2 protein-coding genes are annotated in these 2,854 nt (G+C 66.7%); both read right to left on the minus strand.

The window, feature by feature from the left end; all coding sequences use genetic code 11:
- Window positions 1–481: 481 nt before the first annotated feature.
- Window positions 482–1,423 (minus strand): putative solute-binding protein, encoded by a 942-nt coding sequence (locus C5O18_RS04110; protein WP_105191708.1) that lies wholly within the window; start codon window positions 1,421–1,423, stop codon window positions 482–484.
- Window positions 1,424–1,802: 379 nt separating this feature from the next.
- Window positions 1,803–2,579 carry a nitroreductase family protein gene (locus C5O18_RS04115; protein ID WP_105191706.1) on the minus strand — a complete coding sequence of 259 codons (777 nt, stop codon included), beginning with the start codon at window positions 2,577–2,579 and terminating at the stop codon, window positions 1,803–1,805.
- Window positions 2,580–2,854: the final 275 nt, after the last annotated feature.

Consider the following 2,854-nt stretch of genomic DNA (forward strand, 5'->3'; position numbering starts at 1 on the left):
GGAACATGGCCACCAGCTTGAAGATCAGGAAGCCCAGCAGCGCGAAGATCAGGATGTCCATGAGCTGCAGGCCTTCGAAGGCTCCGCCGGCGAACAGCGCGGCGATCAGACCGCCGGCAAGCAGGCCTCCGAGCAGACCGCCCATCATGCCCTTCTTGGCGGCACCGGCGGCCGGCGCGGCGGCCTGGGAAGGCGACTGCGCCGGCTGGGCGGCCTGGCGCTGCTGGCTCGGCGAAGCCTGGGCGCGATCCGGCTGGGCCGGCGCGGTCTGCTGGGTACGGCCGAACGACTTGCCGCCGCCCATGCGCTTGGCGTGGGCCTCTTCCACGACGAGGGTCACGCTCAGCAACGCGACGAGCAGCACCGACAACTTCTTCATGCACGATCTCCAGGGCGGGCCGGCCTGCGCCGACGACTCAGTGACTTACGAGGTCGTAGCTTAACCGCATTCCGGCACCCGGTGCACGCCCCGCGACCACGGTCATTCGTCGTTGAGCGAGCACTCGCCGAGCGTCGGCGTCTGCTTGCAGCGCACGCGCTTGAGCAGCTTCATCATGCGCGCGTCGTAGTCACCGTCCTTCATCATGTTGATGCGCGCCTCGCGCATCATGGTCACGTACTTGGCCTTGTCCGCCGGCGTCAGCTCCATCCAGTAGCGGGCCTCGATGCCCTTTTCCTCGCGCGCCACGTATTCGAAGGCCTTGTCGATCTGGGTCAGCACGTATTCGCGCAGCTTCTGGCCGACATCCGGCGGCATGCGGTCGCGACGCACCACCAGCGAAGCGGTCATCATGGCCAGCGGGAAGCGGTAGACCGCACCCTTGTCGCCCATGCCGCGGTAGATCTCCAGCGGCTTGAAGGCCACTGCCGGCGCCGCGATGATGTCGACCTGGCCGTTGTTGAACTTGCCGGCGAAGTTGGTGATGTCCGACGCCACCGGCTGCGCGCCCAGCTGCTGCACGATCTTGGCCTGCGACCGGTCCCATTCCAGCACCGCCACCTTCTTGCCGGCGGCCTTCTCCACCGAGTTGATGGCACGGTCGCGCACCATGACATAGACCGAGCCGAGCGGGATCAGGCCGACGATCTCGTAGTTGCCGTTGACCATGAGCGGCCCCAGCTTGGGGTCGGCCAGCGTCGCCAGCACGGCGCGCATGTGGGTGTTGTCGGGCACCGCGCCGACGGCGTCGAGGCTGCCCACGAAGTGGTTGAACTGCTTGGCGCGCAGGGTGGTGATGGCGACCCCGTCGCACTGCCCGGCCTTCAGGTCCTCGGCGGCGACACGCTCATCGACATAGGGCTTGATCTCGGCGTTGATGCCCCACTTCTTCGCCTCCAGCAGGTAGTCGCGGGCATTGGCGACAGCAGGTCCGTTGGCGCCGACCGGATCGAAGATGCAGAAGCGGACGGTCTTGCCCTGCATGACCTTGGCGGCGGCCTGGATGTCGGCCTGCTGGGCGGCGCTGGGAGCGATGTTGGCCTGGGCGATGACCGGCGCCAGCAGCAGCGGCAGCAACGGTGCCGCCAGACGGCTGGCGAGCCGCTGGCAAAGGTGACGGACAGCGTTGGAACGGCGGACGGATGCTCGGACTTGCATTCTTGTTGTCTCCCTCGTGAGGCTGGCCATGGCAGGCAGCCGTTGTCGCTCTTGGCGGCGACCGTGTCACAAGGCTAAGCGATGCAGGCGCTCCCGGGTTGACCGTAATGCCCGCATTTCACGGCAGTTTCATCACTCGGGAGCATAACGGGACAGGGGTGCCGGCCTGCTGGCCGGCACCGGTAACTCAAGCGGGCGTTCCGGCTCAGACCTCGTGCACGAACAGCTCGCGCTCGAAACGGATCTGCGGCCAGAACACGCCGTCGTCGGCACGCTCGCCGGCACCGATGACCATGACCGTGAAAGCCTCATCGGGCAGGCCGAGCAGCTTGCGCACGCGCACTTCGTCGAAGCCCTCCATCATGCAGGTGTCGAAGCCGTGGGCGCGGAACGCCAGCACCAGGTTCTCGCAGGCCAGCGCCGTGCTTTTCGCGGCCCAGAGCCGGACTTCGGCGCTGGTGTAGGGACCGCGCGGCACGGCGGCGACCAGGCCGCCGACCGCGAATGCCGCCTTCTTCACCACGGCGAAGCTGTTCAGCGGGCCCGGCGCATAGTTGTAGGGGATGAGCTGGTAGTAGCGCTGCACCAGCTTGGGCACATCGGGCATGGGCCACTCGCGCAGCATCTTGCGCGAGAACTCCTCGACACGGTCGGTGCGCGCCACGCAGACGATCAGCTCGGCGGCAGTCTTGGCGGCGAGCTGGCTCATGCAGGCCTTGACCAGCTTCGCCTTCTTCGCCGGCGTGCGCACCACGTAGAACTCCCACGGCTGCAGGCCGGACGAGCACGGCGCCAGCAGCGCCATGTCCAGGCAGTCGTCAAGCACCGCCTGCGGGATGGGCGTGGCGGTGAACTTGCGCACCGAGCGGCGGCTGATCACGGTCTGGCGGAAAGCCTCGACATCGATATGGGCCGGGGCCGGCTCGTGGTAGCGGGTCTTGCCGTCGACAGTGACAGTGGCGTTTTTCGAGGCTGCGCTCATGACTTCTTCCTGACAGGGGGAATTTTCAGTTGCAACGCTATCCGCGCGACGTCCGTCAGTCAAACGCGGCGATGCGCCGTGCGCGACAGAACAACCACCGAAAGACACGCCATCCGTCAGCCGCGGCCAACGAATCGGGGCTGCATGGCGTTATCTGACTGCACCATTCCTGTCAGGAGAGTACGGATGAAACCGCTCAAGCAAATGCTCAAGCCGCTGGCCCTCTCGCTCTGCCTCGGTGTCGCCGCAGGCGCCCCGCTGCTGCTCGCCACCCC

Source organism: Amnimonas aquatica (assembly GCF_002943415.1).
GTDB lineage: Bacteria > Pseudomonadota > Gammaproteobacteria > Pseudomonadales > Moraxellaceae > Perlucidibaca > Perlucidibaca aquatica_A.

Bases quoted from the DNA above. Each gene is read 5' to 3' on its own strand.
- C5O18_RS04110 (WP_105191708.1), bottom strand. From the start codon at position 1,423: ATGCAGGGCAAGACCGTCCGCTTCTGCATCTTCGATCCGGTCGGCGCC.
- C5O18_RS04115 (WP_105191706.1), bottom strand. From the start codon at position 2,579: ATGAGCGCAGCCTCGAAAAACGCCACTGTCACTGTCGACGGCAAGACC.